Consider the following 19743-nt stretch of genomic DNA (forward strand, 5'->3'; position numbering starts at 1 on the left):
CTGCTCAGGCGGCTTCGTTCACCGGGCGGCTGAGGCGGCGAACCTCCTCGTCGTTGAGCAGGCCGCCGGCGCGCAGCAGGCTGGCGAAGCGACCGTTGCGCAGCGACAGTTCGGTGAACCCGCCCATCTCGACCACCCGGCCCTTGTCCATGAACACGACCAGATCGGCATCGCGAACGGTGGTCAGGCGGTGAGCGATGATGAAGGTGGTGCGGCCGCGCCGCAACTCGTCGATGGCGTCCTTGACGCGATCTTCCGTCTCGACGTCGAGCGCGCTGGTCGCCTCGTCGAGAACCAGGATGGGCGCGTCCTTCAGCACGGCGCGGGCGATCGCGATGCGCTGGCGCTCGCCACCGGACAGCTGTCCGCCGCGTTCGCCGACGACCGTGTCGTAGCCCTCGCTCTTCGACAGGATGAAATCCTGCGCGGCGGCGGCATTGGCCGCGGCATGGACCTCGTCATAGGTCGCCTCCGCACGGCCGACGCGGATGTTGTCCTCGATCGAGCGGTTGAGCAGGCCGGCATCCTGGAACACGGTGGCGATCGAATGGCGCAGCGACTTGCGGGTCACCGTGCGGGTGTCGATGCCGTCGATCAGGATACGGCCGCTGGACGGGGTAAAGACGCGCTGCAGAAGATTGATGAGCGTTGTCTTGCCGGCGCCCGTGGGGCCGACGATAGCGACAGTCTGGCCGGCCTGGACCTCGAACGACGCGTCGTCGACGCCCTGCCCGGAGTTGCCGAACTCGAAGCAGACATTCTCGAAACGGACGTGCCCCGTGACGTTGACGAGCTCGCGCAGCCCATCGGGTTCGGCGGCGTCGGATGCAGAGTCCTCGAGATGATAGAATTCCTCGAGCTTGGCGCGCGCCTCGGAAATCTGGTTGGCGAACGCCGACATCTGGTCGAGCCGGGCAATCAGCAGCGTGGCAAAGCCGGTAAAGGCGATGACGTCGCCGATCCGCAACTGGCCGTGCGTCACCAGATAGGCGCCAATCAAGAGCACCACCATCATCGAAATCGTCGACGACAGGCGGTGCAGCGCGTTGGCCATCGCCCACCAGTCGAGCACCGGATTCTGTGCGTCGAGCAGGTTCTTGACGTAGCGCTTCAGCGCCTCGGTCTCATGGCCGATGCGGTTGTAGCTCTGCAGGACGGCGACGTTGCTGACCGAGTCCGTCACATGCGCAAACACCTTGTGGTAGTGCCGCTCTACGGCCGCCTGGCCTTCCTTGGTGCGCCGCATCACCAGCCGTCCGATGCCGACATAGAGCGCGCCAAGCGCCAGCAGCACCATCGACATGCGGATATCCATGCTGAGCGCGGTGGGCACCAGCAGAACCAGCGCAACCGCGGTCGACAGATGCTGCCGCATGAATTCGAGCCAGAGGCTGAACAGGGTCTCGACCGCGCGCAGGAGCGTGTGCAGGGAATTGGAGGTGCCGCGCTGATGATGCCAGGCAAGCGGCATGGTGATCACGCGCTCGAACGACTGGCAGAGAACCTCGCTGCGCCGCTGGTGGGCAAAGCGGTCGGCGCCGCGCGCTACCAGAACGAAGGCGATGATATTGAACGCGCCGAGGCCGGCCCACATTGCGAGTGTCGCGAATACCGAGCCGCGGTCCGAAATGGCATCGATCACCCGGCCGAACATAATCGGCTCGAGAATGGCGATAATGGCAAGCGCGACATTCGCCCCGCAGATAAACGCAACGCGTTTCCTGTCGGCAGCGAGATAACCAAGGGCTCGCCAGTAGATTTGCAGAAGTGACACTTCAGCTACTCCGCCAATTATTTATGGTGCAGTGCGTCATTTTTTGACTCGTATCGGTTGACGCGTCGCAAAACAATGCTCGTCTACCTCTTCCGTTCCCATTCCGCGAACAAAAGATGACGACGCTTCGAAATTTGCCGTGATCGTCTAACAGTTTGAGATAAAAGGTGAAATGTCAGCGTTGCGGCAAAATCATGGCAACTGGAAAGCACTGCCACATTTTTAATCAGCAAGACCCCAGGCACGACGTCTAAAGTCGTGTGCAGGCATTCAGCAAGGTCAAACGCAAATATAACCGGTAGAGGCACTTGGAGCGCCCGCGCGTGCCCTGGGGAACCCTGAGCGACGCTCCAAGTCCTTGAATCTAGGTCGGTATTCTAACGACCACCTCGGCATTGTCGCCGGCTTTTGGCTCGAAGGACGAAGATTTGGTCTTCGTGCCATTCACTTCAAGTGAGATGGCCCGGGCCTTTTTGTCGCGGACGACGCGTACCTTGATCTCGGCGCCCAGCATCTTCAGGGTTGCCGAATAGCCGCCCCAATGGCTGGGAAGTCTCGGCGTGAATTGAATGCGCTGTCCGCGGCGCTCTATGCCGAGAATGCTCTCGACCGCAGCACGATAAAGCCAGCCCGCCGACCCGGTATACCAGGTCCAGCCGCCGCGGCCGCCCTTGTCTTGCCCGGAATAAACATCGGCCGCGACGACATAAGGTTCCACGCGGTAGCGCTCTGCCGCGGCTTCATCGCGCGCATGGTTGACCGGATTTAGCATCGAAAGGCAGCGGTAGGCATCGTCGGTGCGACCCATCTCGGCGAGCGCAATAACGAACCATGTCGCGGCGTGCGTGTATTGGCCCCCGTTTTCACGGACCCCCGGCGGATAGCTCTTGATGTAGCCCGGGTCCTTTTCCGTCTTCGAGAAGGGCGGAGTGAACAGTTTTACGATCTTGAGCTCGTCGTCGACGAGCGCTTTCATCGCCTGCCCCATTGCCGTGGTCGACCGCGCCGGGTCGCCCTCGCCCGAAAGCACGCTCCAGGACTGGGCGATCGAGTCGATCTTGCACTCGTCCGATTTGCGCGAGCCGAGCGGCGTGCCGTCGTCGAAGCTGCCGCGCCGATACCACTCGCCATCCCAGGCGGTGCTTTCCAGCGCCCGCTTCAGCACCTCGGCGTGCTTCGTCCAGGCTTGCACGCGCTTGGCATCGCGCTCTGCCTTGGCGACAGCGGCAAATTCGCCCAGCGTCTTCAGCAGGAACCAGCCCAGCCATACGCTCTCGCCCTTGCCGTGCTCGCCGACGCGGTTCATGCCGTCGTTCCAGTCGCCGCCGAGGATCAGCGGCAGCCCGGCCGGGCTGCTGCGCTTGACAGCAAGATCGAGCGCCCGCGCGCAGTGGTCGTAGAGCGAGGCTGTCTTCTTCGAGATTTCCGGGATGAAGAACGCATCGTGCTCGCCTTCGCCCAGCGCCTGCCCCTCGATGAAGGGCAGTTGCTCCTTCAGGATCGCGGTGTCACCGGTCACCAGCAGGTAGCGCGCGGTAGCGTGGGCCAGCCAGACCACGTCGTCAGAGATCATGGTGCGGACGCCGGCCTCGGTGCGCGGCAGCCACCAATGCTGCACGTCGCCTTCGGGAAATTGCCGCCGCGCCGCGTTGAGGATCTGATCGCGCGCCAGCTTGGGGTCGTGCGCCAGCAAGGCCAAGGTGTCCTGCAACTGATCGCGGAAGCCGAAGGCACCGCTCGCCTGATAGAACGCAGAGCGGGCACGGATGCGGCAGGCCAGGCTCTGATAGGGCAGCCAGTGATTGACCATGGCGTCGAGGGCTTTGTCCGGCGTCTCGACCTGGATGGTGTCGAGAAAACCGCGCCATGTGCGCTCGTTGTCGGCCAGCCGCTGATCGAAATCCCTGGAGCGATGGGTCTGCACCAGCGCGCTGGCCTCGTTGGGCGAGGCCGCGTCGCCGAGCAGCCAGAGCAGCGTGACATCGCCACCGGCAGCAATGTCGATGTCGCGTGCGATGGCCGCGCAGGGATCGTCGCCGGCCTCTACGCGGCCCGACAGGTCGGCGCCGCTCAGCACCGCATGCGGAAACTCGCTCGTGCCTTGCCTGCCGATGAATTCGCCGCGGTCGGCGGTGACGGAATGCACCGCACCGTCGGCGGCCAGAAAGGCGATTCGCTCGCCGAAATCGAGTCCATAGGGATTTTGCGCCAGCAATGCGCCGGTTGCGGCATCCCTCGACGGAACGATGCTTGCAGCGGTGCGCGAGCGATGGCCGCCAAGAACCCATTCCGCATAGGCGTAGACGCGCAGCCGCATCGGCACCGAACCCGAATTCTGGATGCGCAGCCGCGATATCTTCACCGGATCGACGGGATCGACGACATGGGTCAGGTCCATCGTCAGCGGCCCGCGTTGTGAGCGGAACGTCGAAAAACCCTGCCCGTGCCAGGTTTCGTAGGTCATTGTCGGATCACGCACCACGGCAGCCATTGGCGAGAACGCCCTGCCACTGGCATGATCGTAGATATAGATGCCCTCGCCCGGCCGGTTGGTGACCGGATCGTTCGACCATGGCGTCAACTGATAGTCGCGGCTGTTGCGGCTCCAGGTGAAGGCAGCGCCTTCAGCCGAAATGTGGAACCCGAACGATGGGTTGGAGATGACGTTGATCCACGGCTGCGGCGTCGTGCGCCGGCCGGCAAGACGCACGACGTAGTGGCGTCCGTCGCCGTCGAAGCCGCCGAAACCGTTCCATTGGTCGAGCCCGCTGCCGTCGACGCGGCCCTCGATCAGTGCCTGGGCGGCAGATGCTTGCGACGTCGGCACCGGCAAGGACGGCTCGCGAAGCGCTGCAAGGTCTGCCGGCTGGAGGGCGGCGTCCCGCGCCTGCAGTGCCGCGGCCTCGGCGCGCTCGATCTGGTCGAAGATGGTGCCGTTGCGCGTATGCAGCACCACCCGAGCGACGGCGAGCAAGGTCCTGTAGGTCGTTTCCTCCATCAGATCGCGTCGCACCGCGAAGATGTGCTGGCGGGGTCCGAGTTCCTTGCCGCGCAACCGGCTGTTTTCGCACAGCGTCTCCACCGCGCGCTGCAGGTCCTGCACGTAGGATGACGCCTGCTCGTTGACGACGACAAAATCGATCATCATGCCGCGAGCGCGCATGTATTCCTGGAAGCGAAGCGCCTGGGCGACGATCTCCAGATCGGCGACATCGGCGATCCTGACCAGGAAAATCGGAAAATCGCCGGATATGCTGGTCGGCCACAGGCTGGACTGCCTGCCGAGCCCGGAGACGATGGATTCGCCGGGAAGGCGCAGGAACGGGTCGGGATAGATCAGATAGCGCGCCAGCTTCTGCACATTGGCGGCGTCGGACAGGCTGAGGCCAAGGTGCCGGGTCTGAACCTGCGAGCGCGTCCAGGCGAGCATCGCCTGGCGGGCGAAGCTTTCGGGATGGTCGAGCCGGGCGATGGCGGCATCCAATTCGGCGCGATGGGTACCGACGACGGTCCAGAAGGTCAGCGAAATCTTCTTGTTGGCCGGCACGCGCACCTGCCGGCGAAGCGAGGCGATCGGATCCAGGGTGAAGCCGGAATGGCCGCCAAGCTTGGCGCTGGGATCAAAGGCAGCCGCCTCGGTGATAGTGCGGCCACGGCCGATGAAGGCGCGCCTGTCGGTTTCCGCCTCGGCGTCGCGCGCCGATCCAGACGGGTCGGTGACGAAGTGCACCATGGTGACGTCGGGTTCATCCTTTTCGCGCTTGCGCCTGGTGGCGAAGATCGCGCCGTTGTTCGGCGCGATCTCGGTTTCCACGAACATCTTCGAAAAAGCCGGATGGGCATTATCGGAGGGCTCGGAGCCCAGCACCAGTTCGGCAAACGAGGTTACTTCGATATGCCGGTCGGCGGGGCCATCATTGTGGAGCGTCACCCGTCGGCCCTCACCATTGCCTTCCGAGATGACGATGCACTCGACTTCCGAACGCAGCGATCCAACCGATTTGACGAAGCTCGCCTTGTCGTCAGAAAACAGCGTCTGCGCCCGCTCGCCGGCGGCGCGCTTCGGCTCGGCGGTGGCCGACCACCAGTCGCCGTTGCTGGCGTCGCGCAGGAAAATATAGGAACCAAGGCGGTCCTCGGTCGGATCCGGCTGCCAGCGCGTGACGGCAAGGTCACCCCAGCGGCTGTAGCCGGAGCCGGTGGCGGTGACCATGACCGAGTAGCGGCCATTGGACATGACACTGGTCGAGCGCAGCGCCCTGAGCGGATCGAGCACGATGCGGGTGTCCGGGCTTTCCAGCTCGGTCTCGTCCTTCGAGCGCTCGTCGGCCTCGGTCCTGACGGTCGCAGTCGGGATGTCGCGCGGCGCCCTTTCCTGCAGCAGCAATTCGGCCGACTCGATCACCGGATCGCTGTGGAAGCGGTCGCGCAGGCGCCCTTCGAAGATCGCATCGGCAACTGCGGCAATCGACATGCCGGAGTGGTGGGCCATGTAGTTGAGCACGACGGCGTGGTCGGTGCCCTCGGGGACGCGTTGCGGCGTGAAATCCACCGCGTCGTAGAAACCGTGCCGGCCCAGCGCGCCCAACCGCCTCAGCCTGGCCAGGTTCTGCACGGATTCATGCGGCGTGAACTGCGCTGCCAGCACGGTCGCGTAAGGCGCGATTACCGTATTTTGGCCAAGGCCGCGCTTCAGGCCGAGCCCGGGCACGCCGAAATTGGTGTACTGATAGGTCAGTTCACGGTCGCGGGCGTTGTAGGCCGCTTCCGAAATCCCCCAGGGAACGTTCTTCGAACGGCCATACTGGATCTGGCGCTTGATGATGAGCTTGCTGGTCTGGTTGAGAATGCTGCCTTGCGGCTCCTTCATCACCAGGGGCGGCATCAGATATTCGAACATCGAGCCGGACCAGGACATCAGTGCGCCCTGGAAGCCGATCTCGACGATCGGCCGGCCGAGCCGGAACCAGTGCTCGGTCGGCAAATCGCCCTTGGCGATGGCGAACAGGCTGGTCAGCCGCGCCTCGGAGGCCAAAAGATCGTAGCAGCTTTCGTCGAGCTGATGCTCCTCGACCCGGTAACCGATCGACAGGAGCTTGCGTTCGGGCCGCATCAGGAACGAGAAATCCATCTCGAAGGCGAAACGGCGCGTGCGCTCGCGCAACGTCAGAAGCTTGGCCCGCAACGCCGCGACGGCGTTTTCGTCGCTGTGCGCGTCGTGCACATGCGCCTCGCAGGTGGCTTCGAGCCTGGCCGCCCAATCGGCGATGGTGTCGCTCTGGGTCGACGCGGCCTCGGTGTGGATGGCTGTCGCGAGCTTGCGTATCTCGCCGGCCAGGACGGCCAGGTTGATGGTACGGATGGACGCCATCTCCGGCTGCGCCTTGATCAATTCGACCGCCCGCCGCATGCCGTCGAGACGGTCGGCGAGCCGCTGGCGCAAGGGCCGCAATTGACGCCGGTCGTCGGGCAGTTCCTCAAGGCTTTCGTCGAGGATGGTGACAGTATCGAGGATGCCTTCGAAGTCGCCCTGCACATGCACCGACGGCGCTTCGGCCCATTCGGCGCAGGCTGCGGCCACAGCCACCAGATGGCCGGCGAGATTGCCGCTGTCGACTGCAGAAATGTAAAGCGGATAGAGCGGCTTCAACGTCGTGGTGTCGTACCAGTTGAAGAGATGACCGCGATCGCGCGGCATGCTCTCGATGGTCGACATGGTCGCGTCGATGCGGTTGACGGCGTCGGAGAGGCTGATCCAGCCGAAGTCGCGTGCCGAAATCACCGACAGCAGGTAGACGCCGATATTGGTCGGCGAGGTGCGGGGCGCCACCACGGGGGCCGGGCTTTCCTGGAAATTATCCGGCGGCAGATGGTGATGCTCGGCCGTCACGAAGGTCTCGAAATAGTGCCATGTACGCCGCGCCACGGTGCGCAGCGCGTGGATGTCGGCGGCCGATATGCGCAGGCGGTCCTCGGTTTCGGCCGAACGGCTGATCCAGCAGGCGATGGCGGGCGAGCCGATCCAGAACAAGGCAAAGAAGAAGGCGACGAAGGCGCCGGTGGAATCGGCCAGCACCGGGACGGCGAGGCCGACGACGCCGATGATCACGGCGCCGTACATGATGCTGTAGTAGGAGCCGAGATCGTTGTCGCTGCCCTTGTGTGCCTGCGAGGCGGTGCGCCATTCGAGCAGGTTCTGGCGGCTGACGAACAGGCGGTAAAGCGTGCGGATGATTGCGTCGCCCATCATCCACGCAAGGTGCGCCATCAGGACGATCTTCAGCGCCACCAGGGCGGTACCGAAGGCAACGTCGCGTGCCAGTGCCGAGAAATGGCCGCGCGGCGTCTGATCGCCGCTCTTCGGCAGGATGGCGTTGACGATGTCGAAAGTGGGCGCCATGAACAGCGTGAGGATCAGCAGCGCCTGCCATTGCGCCGCCTGCGTGAAGGGCAGCAGCGTCCAGCCGGCGATCGCGGCCATCACCCAGAAGATCGGCGTCACCGAGCGGCGCAGATTGTCCACCATCTTCCAGCGCGACAGCGCCGGCACGTTTGAGCGCGGGCCGAGGATGAAGCCCAGAAGCTGCCAGTCGCCGCGTGCCCAGCGATGGTGGCGCGACGCATCGACCGAATAGCGGGTCGGATAGTCCTCGACCAGTTCGACGTCGGTGACCAAGGCCGAGCGCGCCAGGGCGCCTTCGAGCAGATCATGGCTGAGGATGGTGTTTTCCTCGATGCGGCCCTTCAGCGCCGCCTCGAAGGCGTCGACATGGTAGAGACCCTTGCCGGTGAAGGAACCGTCGCCGAAGATGTCCTGGTAGAGGTCCGACACGGCAAAGACGTACGGATCGAGCCCGCGATTGGCGGAAAAGACACGCTGAAAGAACGATGCCTCGTCGCCGCTGGTCAGCGACGCGGTGATGCGCGGCTGCAGGATGGAATAACCTGCAGTAACCTCGCGCCGTGCGACATCGAAATGCGGACGGTTGAGCGGGTGGCAAAGCTTGCCGGCCAGCGCGGCGACGGCGTCGCGGGTGGTGCGGGTGTCGGCGTCCAGGGTCATGACGTGGACGACGCTCTCCGGCAGTGGCACTTCCAACGGCAGGAAGGTGGTGTCGCTGTCGCCGCGCAGCAGAAGGTTCAATTCGTGCAGCTTGCCGCGCTTGCGCTCCCAGCCCATCCAGACGCCTTGCGACGCGTTGTAGAGCCGGCGCCGATGCAGCAGATAAAAGCGCGGTGCGCCTTCCGAGGGATAGCGGGCGTTCAGCCTGGCGATTTCGGCACGTGCGAATTCGAGGATTTCGACATCCGCCGTATCGATCTCGGTCTTCGAGTCCGGCCAGTCGGAAAGCAGCGCGAAATAGACCTCACCCGCCGTGTTGGCGAGGTGATGCACCTCGATGTTGCGGATGTTCTCCTCGACATCGTCGCGCGAGCCGATCAGCGACGGCACCACCACCAGCGTGCGCGCCTCGGGCGGCACACCGTGCCTGAAATCATAGCCGACGAGACGCGTCGGTTTCAAAAACAGCGAGACGACGGTATTGAAGAATGCGAGCGCGCCTTCGCTGGCCGGCACCGCGAACAGGGCCAGCATCAGGACGATCGACGGCACCGACAGGCCGAGATTGGCAAGCGCATTGCCGGAAACGACCAGAAGCAGGACCGTCAGCGCAAACACCGGCACGACGATGCCCAGCCATCCGGTCTTGCGGAACGTCCGGTTCAGCGTCTTACCGATGGTCGGCCGGTAGCCGATCGATCGCTCGAGCTCCTGCCGGCGCGGGCCGACCAGAAAGAAGCCGACGTCGGTGTGAGCGATCGGGCCGCTTTCGGAGCCCGGTGCATCGGCAGCATGGCCGGCGAGCTCGATCGCCCTTTCGGCAACGCGAAATTCGGAGAGATCGGAACGGCGCGCCAGCTCCTCGATCGCAGTCCGGTATTGGTCGCGCGAAAAGAAATCGAGCGCGGCGAAATCGGTGCGTTCGCGCAGCAAGGTGTCGATGCGGCTGACGCCCTCGAACCACACCGTCCAGTCGACGTCGTTGATCAGGCGCAGGCCGCGGATGATGTTGCCGGTGGTCACGTTGCCGCTGGACAGCGTGTGGTGCTCGCTGAGGATGATCTCCTCGGCGTCGGAGCCGGTCCTTTCCAGCTCACCCTCCAGCCATTCCAGCGCCCTGCCGGCATTTTGCGAGCCGTCACGCAGCCGGTAGAGCAACTGGGTGGCGAAGGTGGTGTCCTGCGCATGGGCGCTGTAGTGGGAAAGTATCGCCTGCCGGTCGGCGCTGTCGTCCGTCGCCAGCACACGGTCGGCGACCTCGTTGGCGATCTGGCGCAGTTCCCGCGTGCGATTGACGCGGACCGCGATCCGGCGAAGGTTCTCGATCAGGACGAAGCGCAGCAGCGACGGCAGCGCCCATAATTCGCCAATCTTCAGCGGCTCGACGGACTGGAAGCCTTCGACGATCGCCTTGAACATGGCCGACGAGACGGAACTGTCGGAATGCGCGACATAGGTCCACGCGACCGCCAGGGCGCGCGGCACGCTGGATCCATCCGACAGTTTCAGCGTCGGCAACTGGCGATAGAAGCGGCGCGGCAGGTCGCGCTTGACCTGAAAAATGGTCTCCTCGACCAGGTAGTTGTTGTCGAGCAGCCACTGCGCCGCGGGCGTGATCGTTTCGCCCCTCGCCTGGGCAGCGTTGGTGGAACGGTAGACATCGAGAATCTTCCTGGCGCTGTCGCGGATGCGCGCCTGAAAATCGAAAGGCGTCAGACCGAACAAATCCTTGGCATCGCCATTGGCAAGGGCTGCGCCCAACGCTCGGAGCCGATCTTCCGGCAGGAAATGGGAGCGTATCGGCTCGTCGGTGACAGCCGGGAAGCTGGCGCTCGTCTTTTCGATCTGTGCGAGATTGGTCTGGATATTCATCTAAGGTTCCGTGTTGGGGACGCGGTGCGGCGTCACCGCCACGGCAATGTCCCTAAAACCGGTCCAAATGCAATTGGTTGCATCGCAACACTTGGCCGAAAGTTTGTTTCCGCACCACGACAAGATGCCGTCTCTCGACAACTTCCAGGCGAGCACTATGAGCATCGTTTCGGCTTCTGATCGGCGGAAGATTCAGGCTTTTTCGTGATGCAGCGACCAGCTTACGCGATATTTGGCCGGCGTCACGATCATGTTTGGAAACAGACGTTAATCGTTGCCGGCAGTGCGGTCGATGCGGATCACGAACAGCATCGCCGGCCGGACCGCATCCAGGCGCAGTTCCGGCGCTTGCGCCCCGAGCAACAGCGCGTCGAGCGGCCCAAGTTGCATGGGCGCCGCGCCGGCCACGCTGAGTTCGCCGTCGACGCACAGAATAAGTGTTTCATCGGCCTCGGCCTGGATCTCCGTCGGAGCCGAAATCAGCAGGCGCTCGACCGTGTGGGTCGCCCAGGCGCGGCGGGTCATGACGTTGAGGTCGATGATCGGGCCGGCGATCAGCGTAGCTTGCGTCGGCACGTCGCCCGGAAAGGCAAGCGGTGCGGAAGCCTTGGTGATTTCGACCGGCGGCCGGCCGGCGATATCGAGGACCATGCCCTCGCCTTCCAGCAAGGCCAAGGTCCGGTCGACGCCATCGAAGCCGGAGAACGGGCCGCTGCCCTCGACCAGCGCCATCGAGACACGCCAGTCGAAATCGTCGAGCCCGGCACCTGGCGGCGACACGACAATCTCCGTCGTCACCCCGCCGCCGTTCTTCCACGGCATCGACCGGTATTCGGCTGCCCGAAGGATGCGCAAGGCGCGGCTCAGTCCAAAATGCCGGGCAGGTTGAGCTGGTTCTCCCTGGCGCACTCGATCGCGATGTCATAGCCGGCATCGGCGTGGCGCATCACGCCGGTCGCCGGGTCGTTCCACAGAACCCGCTCCAGGCGCTTCGCCGCCTCGGGCGTGCCATCGGCGACGATGACCATGCCGGCATGCTGCGAAAAGCCCATGCCGACGCCGCCGCCATGGTGCAGCGACACCCAGGTGGCGCCGGACGCGGTGTTGAGCAGGGCGTTGAGCAGCGGCCAGTCGGAGACGGCATCCGAGCCGTCCTTCATTGCCTCCGTCTCGCGGTTCGGCGAGGCGACCGAGCCGGAATCGAGGTGATCGCGGCCGATGACCACCGGTGCCTTCAGTTCGCCCCTGGCGACCATCTCGTTGAAGGCGAGGCCGAGCCGATGGCGATCGCCGAGCCCAACCCAGCAAATGCGCGCCGGCAGGCCCTGGAAGGCGATGCGCTCGCGCGCCATGTCGAGCCAATTGTGCAGATGGGTGTTGCCGGGCGTGAGTTCGCTCACTTTGGCGTCGGTCTTGTAGATATCCGCGGGGTCGCCGGAAAGCGCTGCCCAGCGGAACGGGCCGATGCCGCGGCAAAACAGCGGACGGATATAGGCCGGCACGAAACCTGGGAAGGCAAAAGCATTCTCGAAGCCCTCCTCCTTCGCCACCTGGCGGATGTTGTTGCCGTAATCGAGCGTCGGCACGCCGGCGTTCCAGAACGCCACCATCGCCTCGACGTGCTCGCGCATCGACGCGCGGGCAGCTCTTTCGACGGCCTTCGGGTCGCTGCTGCGCTTCTCGCGCCACTCGGCCAGCGACCAGCCCTTGGGCAGATAGCCGTTGAGCGGGTCATGCGCCGAGGTCTGGTCGGTGACGATGTCGGGGCGCACGCCGCGCCGCACCAGTTCCGGCAGGATGTCGGCGGTGTTGCCGACGAGGCCGACCGATTTCGCCTCACCGGCTTTGGTCCAGCGCTCGATCTTTTCCAGAGCCTCGTCGAGCGTGTCGGCGCGTTCGTCGACGTAACGGGTGCGCAGCCGGAAATCGATGCGGTCGGGATCGCATTCGACGGCCAGGCAGCAGGCGCCGGCCATGACCGCGGCGAGCGGCTGGGCACCGCCCATGCCGCCAAGGCCGCCGGTCAGTATCCACTTGCCCCTGAGATTGCCGCCATAGTGCTGGCGGCCGGCCTCGACGAAGGTCTCATAGGTGCCCTGCACGATGCCCTGCGTGCCGATGTAGATCCACGAGCCGGCCGTCATCTGGCCGTACATCATCAGGCCCTTTCTATCGAGCTCGTTGAATTTCTCCCATGTCGCCCAGTGCGGCACCAGGTTGGAATTGGCGATCAGCACGCGCGGGGCGTCAGGATGAGTGCGGAACACGCCGACCGGCTTGCCGGATTGCACCAACAGCGTCTCGTCGTCGCCGAGCGTCTTCAGCGAGGCAACGATGCGGTCGAAATCGTTCCAGGTGCGCGCCGCCCGGCCGATGCCGCCATAGACGACCAACTCGTTGGGGTTTTCGGCGACCTCTGGGTCGAGATTGTTCATCAGCATGCGCAACGGCGCTTCCGTCAGCCAGGTGCGGGCGTTGAGCTCGCTGCCGCGCGGGCTGCGCACTTCACGGATGTTGTGGCGAGGATCGGTCATGATTGTCCCTTTCGAATGAAGCGCGCCGCGCGTCAGCGCTCGGCCCAGGCGATCGCGGTTTCCAGGATCTTTCTCAGCGTGACGCGGATTGGCGCCGCGAATTCGGCATCGTAAGGCACCGGCCAATTGCCGGGCATGCCCTTGCCTTCGGGCTCGCGCAGATAGCCGCGGTTGGACAGCTCCATCTGCAGCGCGTGGACGCCGTTTTGCGGCTGGCCGAAATGGCGCGTGATCCAGCCGCCCTTGAAGCGGCCATTGACGACGAAGCTCTCGCCGGTTTCGCCCAGAATCTGCCTGACTTTCTCCTGCAGCGTCGGATCGGCGCTCTTGCCGTCGTTGGTGCCGAGATTGAAGACCGGTAATTTGCCTTCGAATAGGCGCGGCAGCACCGAACGGATCGAATGGCAGTCATAGACGACGATCTTCCCATGCAAAGCGTGCAGCCTGTCGACCTCGGCCTGCAGCGCGGCATGATAGGGCAGGAAGAACTTCTCGCGGCGACCGTCGATCTCAGACGGTCCCGGCTCTTCACCTTTGCGGTAGAGTGGATCGCCGTCAAAGGTCTCGGTCGGACAGAGCCCAGTCGTCGTCTGGCCGGGATAGAGCGAGGCGCCGGACGGATCGCGGTTGACGTCGATGACGGTGCGAGAAATCGCCGTATGCACAACGGTCGCGCCGAGGTCTTCTGCGAAGTCATAAAGCTTGTCGATCCACCAGTCGGCGTCACGGCGGCCGAGCCAGGGCGAGATTAGCCGGCTGTCGAGGCCGGCGAGATCGATGCCGGTATGCGGGATCGAAACCAGCAAGGGTGCCGTGCCTTGGGTGACCGTGAGCCAGGAGGGTGAAGTCATCGGAAGTCTCCACGCGACAGAACGCAACTTTGCGACCGTCTTTGAACACCGATCTCGCTTTTTGTCGGTTGCGACGTATTTTGTTCTTGCTTTGTGCCGGCAGCTATGCTACTAATTTGCCTATGGTGCTGATTCAGCCCGACGACCCGCCCTCGAGGCGGGTTTTTTGTTTCTGGCCTTGAAAGTTTCGGTGTTGCCGGGCTGAGGTTGGCGGGACAGCGCCCCCCTCTGTCCTGCCGGACATCTCCCCCTCCAGGGGGGAGATTGGCTATCATCTCTACTTTCGCCAATCTCGTAGGGTGCAGAAAGGGCGCAGTCCCCGAAGCTGCCAATCTCCCCCCTGGAGGGGGAGATGTCCGGCAGGACAGAGGGGGGCGCGACGGAACACGACCCATGCCGGCGTAACGCAGCGACGACGGCTTCACGACGTCACGCCCGGCAGCTTCACCGCGCTTGCCGCTTCCACCGCCGCGCCGCTGCGTACCATGGCGATGGCCTTCTCCATGTCCGGGTGGAAATGGCGGTCGTTGTCGAGATGCGGCACCTCTGCCCTGACCAGCCGGCGCACCGCCTCCAGTGCCGCGCTCGAGGCCAGAGGCGCATGGAAATCGCAGCCCTGTGCGGCGGCCAGCAATTCGATGCCGATGACGGCCGTCGCATTCTCGACCATGCCGATGAGCCGGCGCGCCCCATGCGCCGCCATCGAGACATGGTCTTCCTGATTGGCCGAGGTCGGGATCGAATCGACGCTGGCCGGATAGGCTTTTTGCTTGTTTTCAGAAACCAGTGCCGCGGCGGTGACCTGAGGGATCATGAAACCGGAATTCAAACCCGGCTTGGGCGTGAGAAAAGCCGGCATGCCCGACAGCGCCGGGTCGACCAGCATGGCGATGCGCCGCTCCGACAGCGAGCCGATTTCGCAGACGGCGAGCGCGATCATGTCGGCGGCGAAGGCCACGGGCTCGGCGTGGAAATTGCCACCCGAAAGTGCGGAGTCGTCCTCGGCAAAGATCAGCGGATTGTCGGTGACGCCGTTGGCCTCGGTGGCGAGCGTGTCCGCGGCCTTGCGGAGCACGTCGAGTGCTGCGCCCATCACCTGCGGCTGGCAGCGCAGGCAATACGGATCCTGCACGCGCTCGTCGCCGACGCGGTGCGATTCACGGATGGCGCTGCCGGCCATCAAATTGCGCAACGCCTCGGCCGTCTCGATCTGGCCGCGATGTTTCCGGAGCAGATGGATGCGTGGATCGAACGGAGCGTCGGAGCCTTTGGCGGCATCGGTCGACAGCGCGCCGGCGACCAGTGCCGACTGGTAGAGCACCTCCGCTTCGAACAAAGCGGCAAGCGCATACGCGGTCGAGAACTGGGTGCCGTTGAGCAGCGCCAGGCCTTCCTTGGCGCCCAGTATCACCGGCTCCAGGCCGTGCGAAACGAAGGCGACCTTGGCGGGAAAGCGGCCATGCGGGGTAAAGCACTCGCCGACGCCGATCATCACCGCGGTCATGTGCGATAGCGGCGCAAGGTCGCCGGAAGCGCCAACCGAGCCTTGCGCCGGCACCACGGGAATAACATCGTTGGCCAGCATCGCCTCAAGCAGTTCGATGGTTCGCGGCCGCACGCCGGAGGCGCCCTGTGCCAGGCTGGCCAGCTTCAGCGCCATCATCAGCCGGCAAATTGCGATGGGCATCGGCTCGCCGACGCCGGCGGCATGCGACAATACGATGTTTCGCTGCAGCGTCTCGAGGTCGGCGGCGGGGATGCGAACACTGGCCAGCTTGCCGAAGCCGGTGTTGATGCCATAGACCGGCTCGCCTTTGGCAACGATCCTGGCGACGGCCTCGGCGCTGGCCTTGATCTTCGGCCGGCAGGCATCGTCGAGCCTCAGTGCGGCGCCGCGATAGATGGCGCGCCAATCGGCCAGCGTGGCATTGCCTGGCCTTAGCTTGAGTTCGGTCATTGTCCCCTCCAGATGCGGGCATGCAGCGGGTTGAAGCCCATGCGGTAGACGAGTTCGGCCGGGCGTTCGACGTCCCAGATCGCCAGATCGGCGGATTTTCCGGCCTCCAGCGTACCGGTCTGTCCAAGCAGCCCGAGCGCGCGGGCAGCCTCGCGCGTGACGCCGGCAAGGCATTCATCGACCGTCAGGCCGAACAACGTCGCCGCCATGTTCATGGTCAGCAGCAGCGAGGTCAGCGGCGACGTGCCGGGATTGTTATCGGTGGCAACGGCCATCCTGACGCCATGCTGGCGAAACAGGACGATCGGCGGCTTCTTGGTCTCGCGGATGAAGTAGTAGGCGCCGGGCAGGATGGTCGCCACGGATCCTGCCTTCGCCATCGCCGCCGCACCGGCCTCGTCGGTATATTCGAGGTGGTCGGCCGACAGCGCACCATAGCGCGCCGCAAGTTCCGCGCCGTGCAGATTGGATAGCTGGTCCGCATGGAGCTTGACCGGCAGGCCCGCCGTCTTCGCGGCATCGAACACGCGGGCGATCTGCTCCGGCCAAAATGCAATGCCTTCGCAAAAACCGTCGACGGCATCGGCCAGGCCCTCGGCAGCGATGGCCGGCAAAATCTCGTTGGCGACAAGATCGATAAAGGCATCCTTGTCGCCTTTTGCTTCGGGCGGCAGCGCATGGGCGCCGAGGAAAGTGGTCCTGACCGTCACCGGCCGCTCACCGCCCAGCCGTCGCGCGGCGCGCAACGACTTCTTCTCGTTTTCGAGGTCGAGACCGTAGCCGGATTTGATCTCGACTGTGGTGACGCCTTCGGCGATCAGCGCATCGAGGCGCGGCAGCGACTGGGCGACCAGCTCGTCCTCGCTGGCCGCGCGCAGTGCCTTAACCGAGGAAACGATGCCGCCGCCGGCCTTGGCAACCTCCTCATAGGTGGCGCCGGCCAGCCGCATCTCGAATTCATTGGCACGGTTGCCGGCATGGACCAGATGAGTGTGGCAGTCGATCAGGCCAGGCGTTATCCAGCGACCGTCGCAGTCGATCGCCTCGGCGTTTTCGCGGAGCGCTGCCGGCATGTCGGCTTCTGGCCCGGCATAGACAATCCGGCCATTGCGCACGGCGATTGCACCGTGCTCGACGACGCCTGACCCGGCGCTGCTATCGGCCATGGTCGCGAGGCGCGCATTGCGCCAGAGGCGAACCTCCCCTGCCCGGCTTTTGTTCTCTGCAGCCATCATCTTTTCCGTTTCAATCGGGAGTCATTATGTATATACATATCAAAAGGCACTGCAAGCGCTATCATCGCATGGCAGGCCGGGATTTGGAGAAAAACGTGACGGCAATCTTTGCGGAACAGGCACTTCTGCCCGACGGCTGGCACAGCAATGTACGGATCGTCATCTCCGACGGCAGGATCGCCACGGTCGAGGCGAATACCTCGCTCCTGCCTGGCGACGAGCGCCAGGCCATCCTTCTATCCGGCATGCCGAACCTGCACAGCCACGCCTTCCAGCGCGGCATGGCCGGGCTTGCCGAATTGCGCGGGCCTTCCGCCGACAGTTTCTGGAGCTGGCGCGAGGTGATGTACCGTTTCGCGCTGTCGATGACGCCGGACCAGGTCGAGGCGGTCGCGGCCCAGCTCTATGTCGAGATGCTGGAGGCCGGGTTCTCGCGTGTCGGCGAGTTTCACTATTTACACCACGACCGCGACGGCCGGCCCTATGCCAACATCGCCGAGATGGCGGAGCGCATCATTGCCGCAGCGTCCGAGACCGGCATCGGGCTGACGCTGTTGCCGGTGTTCTACGCGCATTCCTCTTTCGGCGGCGCTGCGCCAAATGAAGGCCAGCGGCGGTTCATCAACAATGTGAACCAGTTCTCGCGGCTTGTTGAGAAATGCCGCGAATCCGTTCGCAGCTTGAATCAAGGCGTTGTCGGCGTCGCCCCGCACAGCCTGCGTGCCGTGACACCGGAGGAACTGGAAAACATCACGGTGATGGCGCCGGAGGGGCCCATCCACATCCACGTCGCCGAGCAGATGAAGGAGGTCGAGGACTGCCTTGCCTGGTCCGGGGCGCGGCCGGTCGAGTGGCTGCTTGCCAATGCCAAGGTCGACCGGCGCTGGTGTCTCATCCACGCCACCCACATGACCGACACAGAGACGGTGCAAATGGCGAAAAGCGGCGCCGTTGCCGGCCTTTGTCCGATCACCGAGGCCAATCTCGGCGACGGCACCTTTGCCGCGTCCTTGTTCATGCAGCATGGCGGCCGCTTTGGCATCGGCTCGGATTCAAACGTCCTGATCGGCCTGCCGGACGAGTTGCGGCAGCTCGAATATTCGCAGCGCCTCGCCCACCGCGCCCGCAACGTGCTGGCGGTGGCCGGTGGCTCGACCGGCCGTGCTTTGTTCGATGCAGCGCTCGATGGTGGCAGTGCCGCGTTGGGCGCCGGCCCCTCGCAGATCGCAGCAGGTGCCCCGGCCGATTTCGTCTCGCTCGACGGCAAGCATCCATCGCTGGCCGGCAAGACGGGCGATACAATCCTTGACGCCTGGATTTTTGCCAACGGCACCAAGATCGATTGCGTCTGGGTGCATGGCAAGAAACTGGTCAGCGGCGGCATGCATGCCAGGCGCGATGCTATCGCCGAGCGGTTCCGCAAGGTGATGACGGCGCTTTCGGCATGAGTATGATCGCGACAATAAGCGCGGATTCTGGAAGCGCGGACGGCGGCGAGGTTCTTTCGCTGCACCAGCGCATCCTGTCGGACATCAGCGAACGGATCCTGTCGGGTGCCTGGGCGCCCGGCCACCGCATTCCGTTCGAGCATGAACTGACGGCCGAATACAATTGTTCGCGCATGACAGTGAACAAGGCGCTGTCGCAACTGGCCAAGGCCGGGCTGATCGAGCGCCGGCGTCGTTCGGGCAGCTTTGTCCGCCGGCCGCAATCGCAGGCGGCCGTTCTCGAAATCCACGACATCCGGATCGAGGTCGAGGCACTTGGCTTGCCCTACCGCTATGAGCGCATGGCGCGAAGCGGAAGGCGCAGCAGCGCCGACGACCGAGCCCTGCTGGAACTCGACGTCGCCGGGCCGGTGCTGGCGCTGGAATGCCTGCATTTCGCCGGCAAGCGGCCGTTTGCCCACGAGCAGCGGCTGATCAACCTGGCTGCCGTGCCGGAAGCCGCCGAAGAGGCGTTTTTCGAGACCGCTCCCGGTCCGTGGCTGATCGGGCGCGTGCCGTGGAGTGCCGCCGAGCATCGCATTCGCGCGGTTGCCGCCGAAAAGCACATCGCGGCGGCGCTCGACATCGAGACCGGCGCGCCCTGCCTGGTGATCGAGCGGCGGACATGGAGCGCCGAGCACCCCGTCACCCATGTCCGGTTCACCTATGCGGCAGAGAACCACACTCTCGTGGCAAGGTTCACGCCATCGCAGGGGTGAGCTCCTAACCCTCCCCCTTGAGGGGAGGGTCGCGGAGCAAATTGCCGCGCGGCGGCATTTTGTGACGCGGGGTGGGGTCGGAGCAACCTCGCCGCCGCCCCCCCCCCGCGCCCGCGGCCCCGCGGGGGGGGCGCGCGCCCCCCCCCCCCCCCCCCGGGGGGGGGCCCACCTCAACTGCCTCGACCTCTGACTGAAAAAGATGGAGCGCGTCGCCGCGGACCCCACCCGGCTCTGCGGGCCACCCTCCCCAC

At 64.6% G+C, this 19743-nt stretch carries 9 protein-coding genes; 2 read left to right on the forward strand and 7 right to left on the reverse strand.

Features of this window, described 5'->3' with window-relative positions; all coding sequences use genetic code 11:
* Positions 1-4: 4 nt before the first annotated feature.
* The 7 genes from NKJ17_RS16590 to hutI form a co-directional block, all read right to left on the reverse strand.
* Complete coding sequence (locus NKJ17_RS16590; RefSeq protein WP_254817502.1) at positions 5-1774, reverse strand: glucan ABC transporter ATP-binding protein/ permease; 1770 nt, start codon at positions 1772-1774, stop codon at positions 5-7.
* 364 nt (positions 1775-2138) lie between these two features.
* A complete protein-coding gene (locus tag NKJ17_RS16595; RefSeq protein ID WP_352689426.1) occupies positions 2139-10709 on the reverse strand; it encodes a glycoside hydrolase family 94 protein in 8571 nt (2856 codons plus the stop codon).
* 267 nt (positions 10710-10976) lie between these two features.
* Positions 10977-11564, reverse strand: coding sequence for a HutD/Ves family protein (locus NKJ17_RS16600; protein ID WP_352689427.1), 588 nt, complete (start codon positions 11562-11564; stop codon positions 10977-10979).
* Between the two features lie 8 nt (positions 11565-11572).
* Positions 11573-13243 (reverse strand): urocanate hydratase, encoded by a 1671-nt coding sequence (gene hutU / locus NKJ17_RS16605; RefSeq protein WP_352689428.1) that lies wholly within the window; start codon positions 13241-13243, stop codon positions 11573-11575.
* Between the two features lie 32 nt (positions 13244-13275).
* Positions 13276-14094: an N-formylglutamate deformylase gene (gene hutG, locus NKJ17_RS16610; protein ID WP_352689429.1), complete on the reverse strand. Its 819-nt coding sequence runs from the start codon at positions 14092-14094 to the stop codon at positions 13276-13278.
* A gap of 421 nt (positions 14095-14515) precedes the next feature.
* Entirely contained in the window at positions 14516-16051 is a 1536-nt protein-coding gene (gene hutH, locus NKJ17_RS16615) for a histidine ammonia-lyase (RefSeq protein WP_352689430.1), read from the reverse strand.
* The gene (hutI, locus tag NKJ17_RS16620; protein ID WP_352689431.1) at positions 16048-17283 is read right to left on the reverse strand and encodes an imidazolonepropionase; all 1236 of its coding nucleotides are present in this window, start codon (positions 17281-17283) and stop codon (positions 16048-16050) included. The genes hutH and hutI overlap by 4 nt, the downstream gene beginning before the upstream one ends.
* 98 nt (positions 17284-17381) lie before the next feature.
* Here hutI and NKJ17_RS16625 point away from each other — a divergent pair, with 98 nt between their 5' ends.
* Positions 17382-18734 (forward strand): formimidoylglutamate deiminase, encoded by a 1353-nt coding sequence (locus NKJ17_RS16625; RefSeq protein WP_352689432.1) that lies wholly within the window; start codon positions 17382-17384, stop codon positions 18732-18734.
* Entirely contained in the window at positions 18731-19492 is a 762-nt protein-coding gene (hutC, locus tag NKJ17_RS16630) for a histidine utilization transcriptional repressor HutC (protein ID WP_352506564.1), read from the forward strand. The genes NKJ17_RS16625 and hutC overlap by 4 nt, the downstream gene beginning before the upstream one ends.
* Positions 19493-19743: the final 251 nt, after the last annotated feature.

The organism is Mesorhizobium sp. M0208 (assembly GCF_040322015.1).
GTDB lineage: Bacteria > Pseudomonadota > Alphaproteobacteria > Rhizobiales > Rhizobiaceae > Mesorhizobium.